The following is a 15,758-nucleotide window of genomic DNA, read 5'->3' as shown; positions in this document are numbered from 1 at the left end:
CAGCATTAAAAGAGCGATTCCAGGCAACCTTGAGGGATTGAACCTATGGCGCTTACAAAAGCTGAAATGTCAGAGTACCTGTTTGAAAAACTCGGGTTGAGCAAACGCGATGCCAAAGAGTTGGTAGAGCTTTTTTTCGAAGAAGTTCGCCGCGCGTTGGAAAACGGAGAACAGGTAAAACTGTCCGGATTTGGTAATTTTGATCTGCGTGACAAAAACCAGCGTCCGGGCCGTAACCCGAAGACGGGGGAAGATATTCCAATCACCGCCCGCCGCGTGGTGACATTCCGTCCGGGGCAGAAGTTGAAAAGTCGCGTGGAGAACGCGTCACCCAAGGATGCTGACTGATTTCAGTATGACAAAAAGGCCGCTCAGCGGCCTTTTTTATGCGCGCAATCCCGGCAGCACGCTGCAGGCGCGGCTTTCTTTTTAGCGTAATCTCTCTACAATCAAATCTCTGTTTTCTCTGCCAATCTTACTTATGACTCTGCTGGATCAGCTGGCCCAACAGGCCGACCGTCGCAGCCGGCGCTGGCTCGGCGCGCTTACTGCCGCAGTGCTGCTGCTACTGGTGCTCAGTCTGTGCACGGGCGACAGCTGGATTTCTCCGCTGCAATGGTTTTCTGCCAGCGGCGATCTGTTCGTCTGGCAGCTGCGCCTGCCGCGCACTCTGGCGGTGCTGCTGGTGGGCGCGGCGCTGGCAGTCTGCGGCGTGGTGATGCAGGCGCTGTTCAACAATCCGCTGGCGGAGCCCGGGCTGCTGGGCGTATCGAACGGCGCCGGCATCGGCCTGGTGCTGGCGGTGCTGCTGGGTAACGGCGCACTGTGGAGCCTGGCGCTGGCAGCGATGGCGGGCGCGCTGCTGATCACGCTGATTCTGCTGCATTTTGCCCATCGTCAGCTGTCGGCCAGCCGTCTGCTGCTGACCGGCGTGGCGCTCGGCATTATCTGTAGCGCCATCATGACGTGGGCGGTGTACTTTAGCACCAGCCTCGATCTGCGCCAGCTGATGTACTGGATGATGGGGGGCTTTAGCGGCATCGACTGGCGCTACGGCTGGATGATGCTGGCGTTGCTGCCGGTGACGCTGGCGCTGCTGGCCAGCGCCCGGACGCTTAATCTGCTGGCGCTGGGGGAGGTGTCGGCGCGGCAGCTCGGCCTGCCACTGCTGCTGTGGCGCAATCTGCTGGTGCTGGCGATGGGCTGGCTGGTGGGCGTCAGCGTGGCGATGGCCGGTGCGATTGGATTTGTCGGACTGGTTATCCCCCATCTGCTGCGCCTCAGCGGCCTGAGCGATCATCGCTCCCTGCTGCCGGCCGCGGCGCTGGCGGGCGCGGCGGTACTGCTGGCGGCGGACATTCTGGCACGGCTGGTGCTGACCTCGGCCGAGCTGCCGATTGGGGTGGTCACTGCCACGCTCGGCGCGCCGCTGTTTATCATGTTATTAGTAAAGTCTTCGCGCTAGCTGCGGCTGGCACAGTGCAATCAACAACGGGAATCGACGATGAGCCTTTATCAGACAGAACTGGTTACGCTGGACGGTGAAAAAACCACGCTGGCACAGTATCAGGGCAAGGTGCTGCTGGTGGTTAACGTAGCATCAAAATGCGGCCTGACGCCGCAGTATGAACAGCTGGAGTCGCTGCAGAAGGCCTGGCAGGACAAAGATTTCAGCGTGCTGGGCTTCCCCTGTAATCAGTTTCTTGAGCAGGAACCGGGCAGCAACGAAGAGATCAAAACCTTCTGCAGCACCACATACGGCGTAACCTTCCCGCTGTTCGACAAAACGGAGGTTAACGGCGAGCAGCGTCATCCGCTGTACCGTCAGCTGGTCGCCGCGCAGCCGGAAGCCGAACGCCCGGCAGGCAGCGGTTTCCTTGAGCGCATGGAGAGCAAAGGCCGCGCGCCGAAAGCGCCGGGCGATATCCTGTGGAATTTCGAAAAGTTCCTCATCAACAAACAGGGTGAGGTGATTGCGCGCTTCTCGCCGGACATGACGCCGGACGATCCGATCATTCTGAAGCGCATTGAGCAGGCGCTGGCGGCGTAATGCTGCTGCAGTGCCACGACCTGCGCGTGCCTGGACGGCTGAGCGCGGGGAACCTGACGCTCTGCCGCGGTGAGCGCGTGCACGTGGTCGGCCCTAACGGCGCCGGCAAGAGCACGCTGCTGACTGCGCTCGCTGGCCTGCTCGACGCCGAAGGGCAGTTGACGCTGGCCGGCCAGCCGCTGCAAAGCTGGTCGGGTGCCGCACTGGCACAGCAGCGCGCCTGGCTCCCGCAGCAGCAGCCGGCGCCTGCGGCGCTGCCGGTGTGGCACTATCTGCGGCTGCACAGCCCGCCGGGCGGCGATAACGCGCAGGCGACGCTCACTGACCTGCTGCAGCAGCTTGGCTTGCAGGATAAGCTGACGCGTCCGCTGGCGCAGCTCTCCGGCGGTGAGTGGCAGCGGGTGCGCCTGGCGGCGGTGGTGCTGCAGATCCATCCGGCAATTAATCCGCGCGGTGCGTTACTGATTCTGGATGAGCCGCTCACCGCGCTTGACATCGCACAGCAGCGCGCGGTGGATAAGCTGCTGTTGCAGCTCAGCGAGGCCGGCATCGCCATTGTCGCCAGCGGACACGATCTCAACCACAGTCTGCGCCATGCCGATCGCGTCTGGCTGATGCATCAGGGCCGCGTAGTCAGTCAGGGCAGGGCCCGTGAGGTGCTGACCGCCGAGCGACTGGCACCGCTTTATCAGGCCGAATTCGTGCAGCTGGAGACGCCACAGGGGCCGCTGCTTTATCTTCCCTGACTTGCGCGCCGCGCCGCTTTGTCGCTACAGTGTCAGCCGGACGACGTTTTTAAGGACTATTCTGATGCGGCTGACCCTGTTTCTCCTCGTGTTGCTGCTGGCGGGCTGTAGCCATCATGCGCCGCCGCCCAATGGCCGTCTGTCTGACTCCATCACCGTAATTGCGCAACTTAACGATCAGCTCAGCCGCTGGCGCGGTACACCTTATCGCTATGGCGGATTAAGCCGTGGTGGCGTGGATTGCTCTGGCTTTGTCTACCTGACCTTTCGTGACCGCTTTGACCTGCAGCTGCCGCGCTCAACGATTGATCAGACTGATATCGGCACGCGCATCGATAAAAGCGATCTGCTGCCCGGCGACCTGGTATTTTTCAAAACCGGCAGCGGCGAAAATGGCCTGCACGTAGGCATCTATGACACCGACAATACCTTCATTCACGCTTCCACCAGCCAGGGCGTGATCCGCTCCTCGCTGGATAATGTTTACTGGCGCAAAGTATTCTGGCAGGCGCGTCGCATCTAATCCGCTTAACCCATTAGTGTTAAAAAAGGCGTAATAAACAGGTGGGTTTTGATCCGATTTATTTGTTTTTTTTCCGCCAGATATAACTCTCATTTAAAATGGCACTTTACCGCAATCGGGTTTGCGACTAAAAATAGACGTCAGTGAATTTAATCAGTATGGACATTAACCTGGATCATTTGGCTTAAGTATTATTTGATGCAGAAAAGTCGGTAATTAGACAGAAAACGGCGTCTCTTCTAACGTTTGGTCCTATTGCCTGACCGTTTTCATTGATATACGATGCGCCAATTGCCACTGCATCTGGCTGTAAAAAATGAAAGTCCATTTATCTGCCGACTATCAGTCGGAAACCTGGTTTTATCCTGCCTATTCTCTGGCGGGCCAGCTCACTGCGGTTGAGCTGGTCACCCAGTTTGTTCATGACAGTGCGCCGATTACGCTGCCGCAGGACTTGCTGTTGCCGCAGCTTGACGATGCCCAGCAATTACGTTTGCTGCAGAGCCAGTTAGTGCTGCTGGAAAAGTACCGTGACTTTTTTGAGTTACATCAAATTATCGCGCTGGTTCGTATTGATGAATCTATGGCCACGACGCTATTGGCCAGTGAGTTTCTCTTAAGGAAATTTAAACAACTTCCCTTTATTGTTTTGGATATCAGTGAAACGTTTCCGCAATTATCGGCTGGTAAAAAGCAGCCGCTGTTAGCACGCCTGCAACAGGAATTTCGCTTATCGCTTTCTCAATTTGGGGCAGGAAAAGCACCGGCTACGGCAGTATACGAAAATCTGTTTAGCGTGTTAAAAATGGACAAAGCGTTTATTCATGCGCTGGCGAAACGTGCCTCATTTACGCCATTTATTCAGACTGTTATCGATAATTTTTCCGCTTACGCCCCGCAAATAATTATTTGTGGTGTTGACGATAATGCCTTGCTGGAGAAAGTCAGTTCCCTGAGCGGCGCGCAGCTGCAGGGCAGTCTGTTCCCGGTGGTTAAAGCGGAACGGTTAAGCGATCTCATCTATCCGCACGTCACGCTCACCACGCCTTCACAGCAGTAACCTTTCATCTGTCTTCTCCGTCACCCCGACGGTAGACTACGCTTTATCTTTAAACGCAATGCGGGTGGCGCACCGTTGCGCACCTTCCGGAGTGTCGATGCAATTTATTAATAGCTGGCAGCAGACGTTGCCGGGATTCTACACCGCGCTGGACCCAACGCCGCTTGCTGGCGGGCGGCTGTGTTATCACAATGCCCCGCTGGCGCAGGAGATGGGCCTGGATGCCGCGCTGTTTGCTGGCCAGGGCCACGGCGTGTGGTATGGCGCAGCGTTGCTTCCCGGCATGTCGCCGCTGGCGCAGGTCTACAGCGGGCACCAGTTTGGCGTGTGGGCCGGTCAGCTGGGTGACGGACGCGGTCTGCTGCTGGGCGAACAGCAACTGGCCGACGGCCGCAAACTTGACTGGCATCTGAAAGGCGCGGGGCTTACCCCCTATTCACGCATGGGCGATGGCCGCGCGGTGATCCGCTCCAGCGTGCGCGAGTTTCTCGCCTCGGAAGCACTGCACCATCTTGGCATCCCGACCACGCGCGCGCTGGCGCTGGCCATTGGCGACGAACCGGTCCAGCGTGAAACCCGCGAGCGCGGCGCAATGCTGATGCGCATCGCCGACAGCCATCTGCGCTTTGGTCACTTTGAGCATTTCTATTACGGCGGCGAGCCGGAGAAAGTGCGCCAGCTGGCGGATTACGCGATTCATCATCACTGGCCGCAGCTGGAGCAGGAGGCCGATCGTTATCTGTTGTGGTTTACCGATATCGTCAAACGCACCGCCAGCCTGATTGCGCAGTGGCAGAGCGTCGGCTTCGCACATGGCGTGATGAATACCGATAATATGTCGATCCTCGGCCTGACGCTCGATTACGGGCCTTATGGTTTCCTTGATGACTACAATGCGGATTTCATCTGTAATCACAGCGATTATCAGGGGCGCTACGCCTTCAGCAACCAGCCGATGATCGGCTTGTGGAATCTTAACCGCCTGGCGCATGCGCTGTCCGGTTTGCTGAGCACGGAACAGTTGAAACAGGCGCTCAGCCATTACGAAAGCGAGCTGATGCGGGTGTGGGGCGAGAAAATGCGCGCGAAGCTCGGGTTGCTGACCGCCGATGCGGGGGATAACGCCATTCTCACTGACCTGCTGGCGCTGATGACGGCAGAGCACAGCGATTACACCCTGACGTTCCGCCTGCTGAGCGAGACGCAGCAGACAGAGACGCGTTCACCGCTGCGCGATGAGTTCATCGACCGTGACGCCTTCGACCGCTGGTATCACGGCTATCGCCAGCGCCTGCTGCAGGATGGCGTCAGCGATGCGCAGCGTCAGGCAGTCATGAAAGCGGCTAACCCGGCGCTGGTGTTGCGCAACTATCTGGCCCAGCAGGTGATCGATGAGGTTGAGCAGGGGGAAACGGCGGCGCTGGCCAGATTACATCTGGCGCTGCAGCAGCCGTTTAACGAGGCGGCCATCAGTCCGGAACTGCGCCAGCGGCCGCCGGAGTGGGGAAAAACGCTGGAGGTGAGCTGCTCCAGCTAGCAGGCATCAGAAGCGGCTGTCCACGGCAGCCGCCAGCAGCGCCAGCACCTCCGCGCTATCATCCCAGCCGAGGCACGGATCGGTAATCGACTGGCCGTAGGTCAGCGGCTGGCCGCTCACCACTTTCTGATTCCCCTCCTGCAGGAAACTCTCAATCATCACTCCCGCCACTGCCCGCGAACCGGCCCGGATCTGCGCCGCCACGTCCTGCGCCACATCGCGCTGGCGGCGATGCTGCTTCAGGCAGTTGCCGTGGCTGAAGTCGATCACCAGCTGTTCCGGCAGGTTGAAGTCGCGCAGGTTGGCGGCCGCAGCGGCGACATCTTCAGCGTGATAGTTCGGCTGACGCCCGCCGCGCAGGATCACGTGACCGTGCGGGTTGCCGCTGGTCTGATAAATCGTCATCTGCCCGGTTTTGTCAGGTGACAGGAACATATGGCTGACGCGCGCGGCGCGAATCGCATCAACCGCGATCTGCACATTGCCGTCGGTGCCATTCTTGAAGCCCACCGGGCAGGAGAGCGCCGAGGCCATTTCACGGTGAATCTGGCTCTCGGTGGTGCGCGCGCCAATCGCGCCCCAGCTGATCAGGTCGGCAATAAACTGGCCGATCACCATATCGAGGAATTCCGTGGCGGTTGGCATGCCGATGGCGTTGATATCCAGCAGCAGCTGGCGCGCGATAGCGATGCCGCGGTTGACGTCGAAGCTGCCATCGAGATCCGGATCGGAAATCAGACCTTTCCAGCCGACTACGGTGCGCGGCTTCTCAAAGTAGGCACGCATCACAATTTCCAGCCGGTCCTTGTGCTGTTCACGCAGCAGACTGAGACGCTCTGCGTACTCCAGCGCGGCCTTTGGGTCGTGCAGCGAGCAGGGGCCGATAATCACCAGCAGGCGTGGATCTTCACCGGTCAGGATGCGCGCGATGCGCTGACGCGCGGCGGTAACGTTAGCGGCAATCGCCGCCGAAATGGGGTGTTGTTGCGCCAGCGCGGCCGGCGTCAGCAGCGTGCCGATGCGCGCGGTGCGCAGTTCATCAGTTTTGTTCATTGGGATTCTCAAAAATCTGTTCTTCGCAGCGGTGAAATACCGGGAAGTGATGATGATCACAATAAACCATTAGCCCGTGAATTCAACCAGCTAAATCAAAAGGCTATTCATTACTGACGGCAGCCAGGCTTTACAACCTGGCAGGTGAGGTCAGTACATGCTGCGGCGCAGGCCCATGATGTCGAGGATTTTGGTGGCGATCTCTTCGACAGAGTAATTAGTGCTGTTGAGATAGCGAATCTGATGGGTGCGGAACAGCGCCTCCACTTCACCGACCTCCAGCCGGCACTGACGCATCGACGCATAACGGGTATTTTCAGCGCGCTCCTGACGAATCGCCGCCAGCCGTTCCGGATCGATGGTCAGGCCAAACAGCTTGTGCTGATGGGCGCGCAGCGCAGGCGGCAGCTTTAGGTTATCCATGTCATCAGCGATGAACGGATAGTTAGCCGCGCGTACACCAAACTGCATCGCCAGGTACAGGCTGGTCGGGGTTTTGCCGCAGCGCGATACCCCCAGCAGAATCACCTGCGCATCTTCCAGCCCGCGCAGCGAAATACCGTCATCGTGCGCCAGGGTGTAATCAATCGCGGCGATGCGGGCATCGTATTTGCCTAAGTTACTGGCGGTCAGGCCGTGGGTACGGTGCGCCACCGGCATCGAGGCCACGCCCAGTTCGCTCTGCAGCGGTGCCACCAGCGCCTGCACGATGTCCTGGCAGAAGCCTTCGCTCTCCAGAATGATGTCGCGCACCTCTGGTGTGACAATCGAGAAAAACACCAGCGGACGCACGCCGCTCTGCTGGTAGAGCGCATTGATCTGGGCTTTCACCGCCTGGGCGCGCTGCACATTCTCCACGAACGGCAGCGTCACGCTGTTGGTATTCACCGGAAACTGCGACAGCACCGCGTGGCCCAGCACTTCCGCGGTGATGGCGGTGCCGTCAGAGATATAGAATACGCTGCGTTCAGTGCTCATGGTTGACCTCATGCTTTTGTTTACTTTTGCGTAACATTATCACCTAAAATATTTCATTTTCACTAAGGGTAAAATGAAATATCCATATCTGGCCGGCGAATGATCTATTTTTACGCTGCGCTGATTACCCATCATAGATGAAAAGCCGGGTTGTTCAGCGCTAATTTCTCGCTTTTGCCCGCGCGGGCGCAAAATAAAAACGGCAAGCGTTGCGCAACAAAAAACGCGGCTAACCTCATGAAAAAGTGAAAAATATCGCATTGCCAATAGGTTGGCAAAAATAGCTACGTTGCGCAACAAGGCGCTTTTCGGGGAGTAATCCGATTTTAACGCTGATTTTCTGCTTTAACGATTCAACACTTAGTCTTTATTAATTGATTGTGCCAGGCTGATTTGGCGAATAGCAAAATGTTCCATGTGCTCCAATCATTTAAAAGGATAATCTCAATGTCCAATCAAGACCAACAGTCGCTAGTGCTCTGGTACAACCAGCTTGGCATGCATGATGTTGATCGGGTAGGGGGCAAGAATGCTTCCCTGGGAGAAATGATTACCAATTTGTCGTCGCTCGGGGTATCCGTGCCAAACGGCTACGCGACGACATCTTACGCTTTTAATCAGTTTCTCGACCAAAGCGGACTGAACCAGCGTATTTATGCATTGCTGGACAACACGGATATTGATGATGTTGCAGCGCTGGCGCAGGCCGGCAAACAGATTCGTCAATGGGTGGTGGATACGCCTTTCCAGCCAGAGCTGGAAGCGGCGATCCGCAGCGCCTATGAACAACTTTCTGCTGATGACGCCGAAGCCTCCTTTGCGGTGCGCTCTTCGGCCACCGCCGAGGATATGCCCGATGCCTCGTTTGCCGGCCAGCAGGAAACGTTCCTTAACGTGCAGGGCTTCGACGCGGTGCTGGTGGCCGTGAAGCACGTATTCGCCTCGCTGTTTAACGATCGCGCCATTTCATACCGCGTGCATCAGGGCTACGACCACCGTGGCGTGGCACTCTCGGCCGGTGTACAGCGCATGGTACGTTCCGATCTCGCCTCCTCCGGCGTGATGTTCACCATTGATACCGAATCCGGCTTCGACCAGGTGGTGTTTATCACCTCGGCGTTCGGTCTTGGCGAAATGGTGGTGCAGGGCGCGGTCAACCCGGATGAGTTTTACGTGCACAAACCGACGCTGGCCGCTAATCGCCCGGCGATTGTGCGCCGTACCCTGGGCTCGAAGAAGATTCGCATGGTGTATGCCGATTCGCAGGAGCACGGCGAACAGGTGCGCATTGAGGACGTGGAACAGGAACAGCGAGACCGCTTTAGCCTGACCGATGACGAAGTGCAGGCGCTGGCGCGCCAGGCGGTGCTGATTGAGCAGCACTATCAGCGTCCGATGGATATTGAGTGGGCCAAAGATGGCCACACCGGCAAACTGTTCATTGTGCAGGCGCGGCCGGAAACGGTGCGTTCCAACGGACAGGTGATGGAACGCTACAGCCTGCAGGGCAAAGGCAGCGTGCTGGTGGAAGGCCGGGCCATCGGCCATCGCATCGGTGCCGGTGAAGTGAAGGTGATTCACGACATCAGCGAGATGCACCGCATCGAAAAAGGCGATGTACTGGTCACCGACATGACCGACCCGGACTGGGAACCGATCATGAAGAAGGCGTCGGCGATCGTCACCAACCGCGGCGGGCGGACCTGTCACGCGGCAATCATTGCGCGCGAGCTGGGCATTCCGGCGGTGGTGGGCTGTGGTGACGCCACTGAGCACCTGAAGGACGGTCATAAGGTCACGGTGTCATGCGCCGAAGGCGATACCGGCTATGTGTATAACGATCTGCTGGACTTTGAAGTCACCAGCTCGCAGGTTGATACCATGCCGGATCTGCCGCTGAAAATTATGATGAACGTCGGTAACCCGGATCGCGCGTTTGACTTTGCCTGCCTGCCCAACGAGGGCGTTGGTCTGGCACGTCTGGAGTTCATCATCAACCGCATGATTGGCGTGCACCCGAAAGCCCTGCTGGAGTTTGATCAGCAGACGCCGGAACTGCAGGCGCAGATTGGTCAGATGATGAAAGGCTTTGACGATCCGGTGGAGTTCTACATCGCGCGGCTGACCGAAGGGATCGCCACGCTGGGCGCGGCCTTCGCGCCGAAGCGCGTTATTGTGCGGTTGTCGGATTTCAAAACCAACGAGTATGCCAACCTGGTCGGCGGCGAGCGTTACGAGCCGGAAGAGGAAAACCCGATGCTGGGCTTCCGCGGCGCCGGACGCTACGTGGCCGACAGCTTCCGCGACTGCTTTGCGCTGGAGTGTGAAGCCGTGAAGCGCGTGCGCAACGAGATGGGGCTGACTAACGTTGAGATCATGGTGCCGTTTGTACGCACCGTCGATCAGGCCGAGGCCGTGGTGGCCGAGCTGGCGAAGCAGGGCCTGAAACGCGGCGAGAACGGACTGAAGGTGATCATGATGTGTGAGATCCCGTCCAACGCGCTGCTGGCAGAGCAGTTCCTGCAGCACTTTGACGGCTTCTCTATCGGCTCCAACGACATGACGCAGCTGGCGCTGGGGCTGGATCGCGACTCCGGCGTGGTGTCGGCGCTGTTTGATGAGCGTAACGATGCGGTGAAGGCACTGCTGTCGATGTCGATTCAGGCAGCGAAGAAGCAGGGCAAATACGTCGGCATCTGCGGCCAGGGGCCTTCAGATCATCAGGACTTTGCTGCCTGGCTGATGGAGCAGGGCATCGACAGCCTGTCGCTCAATCCGGATACCGTGGTGGAAACCTGGTTAAGCCTGGCTGAGCTGGACGCGGCCAAAGCGTAATCTGTTATACCTGCCTGGTGCCCGGCAACCGTCGGGCACCTGTCCCATATCCCATTCCACTTTTCATCACTTAAGATTGCCATAAACCCAGCGCTGACGGCGTTCGCCGCCGGACCGCGCTGTTTATCGCTGAATTGCAGGCAAAAAAAAGCCCATCACAGGGGATGGGCAAAGACTACACACAGCAATTCTTCACTTTACTCAGGGGAAAAAGGTTGTTTAAAAATCAGTGGCTTGATTTAAAACATAGTGAACATGTTATTCACCGCCGCCGCTGGCGTCTTTAAGAATCCTCTTATTAGTTTAAAGCTGATAATCTTTCATTACGTTTTATGACCCATCCGGCACAGGAATCAGTGCGAAAAATAATCATTTTATCGGTCCGATCGGGCTTAAACGCTGAAAAGTGCGTTTTTTCTTAAAAATCACTAATGGAAAAAATTATTGTGTCGCGAAATTAAGTGGTACGGATTAATGAGTGTTAACCACGGCTGACTAATGCAAATCGCGATGGGTGCGGAGAGGGAAAAGCGGATAAGCAAACCGGGCCTGAGGCCCGGTTATGCGCCGGAAGCGCGTTATGGCTGCGGCTCTTCGTGTTCGGCCAGTGCTTCGATGGCCGTTTCCGGATCGTCATCCGGCGCCGGCGCTTCATGCATCCACACCGAAACCAGCCGGTAAGAGACCGCCAGTACGACCGGACCGATAAACAGTCCAATCATACCGAAGGCGAACAGCCCGCCGATGACGCCGGAAAGTATCAGAATCATCGGTAAATCGGCGCCCATGCGAATCAGCATCGGACGCAGCACGTTATCCAGCGTGCCGACTACGCAACTCCACACTAACAGCACCGTGCCCCAGGTGGTGTCGCCGCTCCAGTAGAGCCAGATAATTGCCGGCACCAGCACAATCAACGGTCCAAGCTGCACCAGGCAGGTAAGAATCATTAATACGGTCAGCAGCGTGGCATACGGAATGCCGGAAATCGCCAGGCCGATGCCGCCCAGCACGCCCTGCACCAGCGCAGTCACCACTACGCCGAGCGCCACGGCCCGGATCGCCTGACCGGCCAGCAGCACGGCGGCGTCACCGCGCCGTCCGCCCATGCGGTAGGCAAAGTGACGGATGCCGAGACCAACCTGCTCACCGCGCCAGTACAGCAGCACGCTGAACAGCAGCATCAGGGCAAGGTGCAGCATGAAACGGCCAAAGTGTCCGGCCTGGGCGACAAAGAAGCCGGTGGTGCGACCAATATAAGGCTGAACCTGGCTCATGATCGCCGCGCCGCCGCCGTCGATCAGTTTATGGTAGCTGGAATAGAGTTTGCGTCCGGCATAGGGAATATCGCGCAGCCAGGCGAGATCCGGCAGCACCAGATGGCGCTGGGTCGCCCAGGCGATCACCGGCGCGCTGTTATCAATCAGGCTGCTGACCAGCAGCGCGATAGGAATAATAAACAGCAGCAACAGCAGAATCGTCATGGCGATCACCGCCAGCGAACGGCGACCCCACAGCAGTTGCTGCAGACGAATCATCAGCGGCCAGGTGGCAATCACCACCATGCTGGCCCAGGCGAAGCCGAGAATGAACGGCTGCACCACCCACAGACAGGCAATGATCATCAGCAAAATAAACATCAGCGAGAACAACATTTGCGGTAGATCCACACCGCGTTGCAGGCTTTTCATCACAACACAGACCTCAGTAATCCTTCAGGAGGGCGCTCCGCGGCGCCTTCACAATGATGATCTATTTCCTGAAAATTAAACAGAAAAAGCAGCGCGACGCGGCCGTTTTCCTGAAAAAACAGCGGGCGGCAAAAAAATGTGATACAACCAAGAGCTGAAAAAAATTAACCACGCAAACGTTTACAACATCCCGGTCACGAAATAATGATCCCACAGATTTCTCAGGCGCCAGGCCTCGTTCAACTGGTGCTGACATTCCTGCAGTCGCTGAAAGAACAAGGTTTTACCGGCGACACCGCGACCAGCTATGCCGACCGCCTCACGCTCTCCACCGATAACAGTATCTATCAGCTCCTGCCCGATGCGGCGCTGTTTCCGCGTTCAACGGCGGACGTGGCGCTGATCGCCCGACTGGCTGGTGAGCCGCGTTTCAACAGCCTGGTGTTTACCCCACGCGGCGGCGGTACCGGCACTAACGGGCAGTCGCTCAATCAGGGCATTGTGGTCGACATGTCGCGCTACATGAACCGCATCCTCGAGATCAACACCGAGCAGGGCTGGGTGCGGGTAGAAGCCGGCGTGGTGAAGGACCAGCTCAACGCCTGGCTCAGGCCGTACGGATTTTTCTTCTCTCCGGAGCTGTCGACCAGTAACCGCGCTACGCTGGGCGGCATGATCAATACCGATGCCTCCGGTCAGGGATCGCTGGTGTATGGTAAAACCTCCGATCACGTCGAAGGCCTGCGTGCCGTGCTGCTGGGCGGCGAAATTCTTGATACGCGCGCCATGCCCACCGCGCTGGCGGAACAGCTGGCCATGACGCCGACCGCTGAAGGGCGCATCTATAAAGCAGTGCTTAACCGCTGCCGCGAGCAGCGTGAACTGATTCTGGCAAAATTCCCCAAACTGAACCGTTTCCTCACCGGTTATGACCTGCGCCATGTGTTCAGTGATGATTTGCAAACTTTCGACCTGACGCGCCTGTTGTGCGGCGCCGAAGGCACGCTGGCCTTTATCACCGAAGCCCGGCTGGATATCACACCCATTCCCAAAGTGCGCCGGCTGGTGAACATTAAGTACGATTCGTTTGATTCCGCACTGCGCAATGCACCTTTTATGGTCGAGGCGCAGGCCCTGTCGGTGGAGACAGTGGATTCGAAAGTGCTGAACCTGGCGCGCGAGGATATTGTCTGGCATTCGGTCAGCGAGCTGATCACCGATGTGCCAGGCAAAGAGATGCTCGGCCTGAATATTGTCGAGTTTGCCGGCGACGATGCGGCGCTGATTGCGCAGCAGGTGACCACGCTGTGCGCGCGGCTGGATGAGCTGATGGCGCAGCAGCAGGGTGGCGTGATGGGCTATCAGCTGTGTGATGATCTGGCGGGCATTGAGCGCATCTATAACATGCGTAAAAAAGCGGTGGGTCTGCTTGGCAACGCCAAAGGGCGCGCCAAACCGATTCCTTTCGTGGAGGATACCGCCGTGCCGCCGGAGCATCTGGCGGATTACATTGTGGATTTTCGTGCGCTGCTCGACAGCCACGGCCTGAGCTATGGCATGTTTGGTCACGTGGATGCCGGCGTGCTGCACGTGCGTCCGGCGCTGGACATGTGCGATCCGCAGCAGGAGATGCTGATGAAGCAGATCTCGGACGAAGTGGTGGCGCTTACCGCGCGCTACGGCGGTCTGCTGTGGGGCGAGCACGGCAAAGGCTTCCGTGCCCAGTACAGTCCGGCGTTCTTTGGCGAAACGCTGTTTAATGAGCTGCGCCGCATCAAAGCGGCGTTCGATCCGGATAACCGTCTCAACCCCGGCAAAATCTGTACGCCGCTGGGTAACGACGAACCCATGATGCAAGTCGATGCGGCCACGCGCGGCAGCTGGGATCGCCAGATTCCGCTGACGGTACGCAATGACTGGCGCGGCGCGATGGAGTGTAACGGCAACGGACTGTGCTTTAACTTTGACGTGCGCAGCCCGATGTGCCCGTCGATGAAAATCACCCGCAATCGTATCCACTCGCCAAAAGGACGCGCCACGCTAACGCGTGAGTGGCTGCGCCTGCTGGCGGAGCAGGGCGTTGACCCGCTTAAGCTGGAGCAGGCCTTGCCAGCACAGGGCGCCAGCCTGCGCAGTCTGATTCAGCGCACGCGCAATTCGTGGCATGCGAAGCAGGGCGAATATGACTTCTCGCATGAAGTGAAAGAGGCGATGTCCGGCTGCCTGGCGTGTAAAGCCTGCTCGACGCAGTGCCCGATTAAAATCGATGTGCCGAACTTCCGCTCGCGCTTCCTGCAGCTTTATCACACCCGCTATCTGCGCCCGGTCAGCGACCATCTGGTGGCGTCGGTTGAAAGCTATGCGCCGCTGATGGCGAAAGCTCCGCGGGTGTTCAACTTCTTCCTGAAACAGCCGTGGATGCGCGATCTCAGCCAGCGCCACATCGGCATGGTCGATCTGCCGCTGCTCTCCTCGCCGAGCCTGAAGCAGCAGCTGAGCGGCCACCCGGCGATGCGGGTCACGCTGGAGCAACTCGAGGCGATGGATGCGGCCCAGCGCGAACAGCACGTGCTGGTGGTGCAGGATCCGTTTACCAGCTATTACGAAGCGCAGCTGGTGACCGATTTCATCCGGCTGATTGAAAAACTCGGCTACCGGCCGGTGCTGCTGCCGTTCTCTCCTAACGGGAAAGCGCAGCACGTGAAAGGTTTTCTGCAGCGCTTTGCCCGCACCGCCGGCAAAACCGCTGAATTCCTCAACCGGGTGGCGCAGCTCGGCGTGCCAATGGTCGGTGTCGATCCGGCCACGGTGCTGTGCTATCGCGACGAGTATCAGCAGGTGCTGGGCGAGCAGCGCGGCACGTTCAGTGTGCAGCTGGTGCATGAATGGCTGCACGGCGTGCTGGCCGGGCGCGAGGAGCAGATCGCCAGCGGCGAAGCCTGGTATCTGTTTGCCCACTGCACCGAGGTCACGGCGCTGCCGTCGACGCCCAATCAGTGGCAGGCTATTTTTGCCCGCTTTGGCGCGAAGCTGGAGAACATCAACGTGGGCTGCTGTGGCATGGCCGGCACTTATGGTCACGAGAGTAAAAATCTGGCCAACTCGCTGGGCATTTATGAACTGTCGTGGCATCCGCAACTGCAGAAGCTGCCGCGTCAGCGCTGTCTGGCGACCGGCTTCTCCTGCCGCAGCCAGGTGAAACGCGCCGAGGGCAACGGTATGCGCCATCCGCTACAGGCTTTGCTGGAATTGATGTAAACAAATTGTAGGAGCCGTCACAAAGCT

General features: G+C 58.3%; 12 protein-coding genes and 1 other RNA gene. 9 read left to right on the top strand and 4 right to left on the bottom strand.

Features of this window, described 5'->3' with window-relative positions:
* Positions 1-45: 45 nt before the first annotated feature.
* The 7 genes from ihfA to FT726_RS16580 all read left to right on the top strand — a co-directional run bounded on the left by ihfA (position 46) and on the right by FT726_RS16580 (position 5,916).
* Positions 46-348 (top strand): integration host factor subunit alpha, encoded by a 303-nt coding sequence (gene ihfA, locus FT726_RS16610; RefSeq protein ID WP_021506246.1) that lies wholly within the window; start codon positions 46-48, stop codon positions 346-348.
* Positions 349-481: 133 nt separating this feature from the next.
* Positions 482-1,465: a vitamin B12 ABC transporter permease BtuC gene (gene btuC, locus FT726_RS16605; protein ID WP_282997003.1), complete on the top strand. Its 984-nt coding sequence runs from the start codon at positions 482-484 to the stop codon at positions 1,463-1,465.
* Between the two features lie 39 nt (positions 1,466-1,504).
* Entirely contained in the window at positions 1,505-2,050 is a 546-nt protein-coding gene (locus FT726_RS16600; protein ID WP_058769691.1) for a glutathione peroxidase, read from the top strand.
* Positions 2,050-2,796 (top strand): vitamin B12 ABC transporter ATP-binding protein BtuD, encoded by a 747-nt coding sequence (gene btuD / locus FT726_RS16595; RefSeq protein ID WP_282997004.1) that lies wholly within the window; start codon positions 2,050-2,052, stop codon positions 2,794-2,796. Before FT726_RS16600 ends, btuD begins: the two co-directional genes overlap by 1 nt.
* 64 nt (positions 2,797-2,860) lie before the next feature.
* On the top strand, positions 2,861-3,319 hold the full coding sequence (locus tag FT726_RS16590) for an NlpC/P60 family protein (RefSeq protein ID WP_021506241.1): 459 nt from the start codon (positions 2,861-2,863) through the stop codon (positions 3,317-3,319).
* A gap of 316 nt (positions 3,320-3,635) precedes the next feature.
* Complete coding sequence (locus tag FT726_RS16585; RefSeq protein ID WP_021506240.1) at positions 3,636-4,379, top strand: EAL domain-containing protein; 744 nt, start codon at positions 3,636-3,638, stop codon at positions 4,377-4,379.
* Positions 4,380-4,476: 97 nt separating this feature from the next.
* The gene (locus tag FT726_RS16580) at positions 4,477-5,916 is read left to right on the top strand and encodes a protein adenylyltransferase SelO (RefSeq protein ID WP_346303088.1); all 1,440 of its coding nucleotides are present in this window, start codon (positions 4,477-4,479) and stop codon (positions 5,914-5,916) included.
* Positions 5,917-5,922: 6 nt separating this feature from the next.
* Here FT726_RS16580 and FT726_RS16575 read toward each other — a convergent pair whose 3' ends face one another.
* Positions 5,923-6,969 carry a 3-deoxy-7-phosphoheptulonate synthase gene (locus FT726_RS16575; protein ID WP_058780654.1) on the bottom strand — a complete coding sequence of 349 codons (1,047 nt, stop codon included), beginning with the start codon at positions 6,967-6,969 and terminating at the stop codon, positions 5,923-5,925.
* A gap of 150 nt (positions 6,970-7,119) precedes the next feature.
* Positions 7,120-7,947, bottom strand: coding sequence for a pyruvate, water dikinase regulatory protein (locus tag FT726_RS16570; protein ID WP_021506237.1), 828 nt, complete (start codon positions 7,945-7,947; stop codon positions 7,120-7,122).
* A gap of 447 nt (positions 7,948-8,394) precedes the next feature.
* Here FT726_RS16570 and ppsA point away from each other — a divergent pair, with 447 nt between their 5' ends.
* Positions 8,395-10,782: a phosphoenolpyruvate synthase gene (gene ppsA / locus FT726_RS16565; protein ID WP_222985360.1), complete on the top strand. Its 2,388-nt coding sequence runs from the start codon at positions 8,395-8,397 to the stop codon at positions 10,780-10,782.
* Positions 10,783-10,922: 140 nt separating this feature from the next.
* Here the strand turns inward: ppsA and rprA are convergent.
* An RNA gene (rprA, locus tag FT726_RS16560) (antisense sRNA RprA) lies at positions 10,923-11,030 on the bottom strand.
* A 330-nt stretch (positions 11,031-11,360) separates the two neighbouring features.
* Positions 11,361-12,473, bottom strand: coding sequence for an AI-2E family transporter YdiK (gene ydiK / locus FT726_RS16555; RefSeq protein WP_282996566.1), 1,113 nt, complete (start codon positions 12,471-12,473; stop codon positions 11,361-11,363).
* 204 nt (positions 12,474-12,677) lie between these two features.
* Between ydiK and FT726_RS16550 the strand changes: the two genes are divergently transcribed.
* Complete coding sequence (locus tag FT726_RS16550; RefSeq protein ID WP_346303087.1) at positions 12,678-15,731, top strand: FAD-binding and (Fe-S)-binding domain-containing protein; 3,054 nt, start codon at positions 12,678-12,680, stop codon at positions 15,729-15,731.
* Positions 15,732-15,758: the final 27 nt, after the last annotated feature.

It is taken from the genome of Pantoea sp. Morm, from assembly GCF_016643525.1.
GTDB lineage: Bacteria > Pseudomonadota > Gammaproteobacteria > Enterobacterales > Enterobacteriaceae > Pantoea > Pantoea dispersa.
The sequence above is the reverse complement of the archived record's forward strand: the minus strand, read 5'-3'. Positions and strand labels throughout refer to the sequence as shown.